Origin of the sequence: Pseudomonas sp. HY13-MNA-CIBAN-0226 (assembly GCF_040310305.1) — a bacterium.
In the GTDB taxonomy this organism is placed as follows: domain Bacteria; phylum Pseudomonadota; class Gammaproteobacteria; order Pseudomonadales; family Pseudomonadaceae; genus Aquipseudomonas; species Aquipseudomonas gregormendelii.
In genome coordinates this window covers 1-279 of the sequence record NZ_JBEOPS010000189.1, presented here as the reverse complement: position 1 = coordinate 279, position 279 = coordinate 1, and the positions used below count along the sequence as shown (strand labels likewise).

Sequence of the window (279 nt, the reverse complement as noted above, 5' to 3'; positions counted from 1 at the left end):
CCGATATCGATGACGTGATCCGCTTGGCGAATGGCGTCTTCATCGTGCTCCACGACCAGTACGGTATTGCCCAAATCACGTAAGCGCGTGAGGGTTTTTAGCAAGCGATCATTATCGCGCTGATGCAGACCGATTGATGGTTCATCAAGGACATACATCACGCCCATCAGACCCGCGCCAATTTGACTGGCAAGACGAATACGTTGCGCTTCACCGCCTGATAAGGTTTCGGCAGAGCGGGCGAGTGATAGATAATCAAGACCGACACTGACAAGGAAG

The 279-nt window shown here is 52.3% G+C and carries 1 pseudogene; it reads right to left on the bottom strand.

The annotated features are described in order from the left end of the window. Positions 1-279 (bottom strand): annotated as a pseudogene (locus AAEZ05_RS28345) (hypothetical protein); the annotation flags it as partial.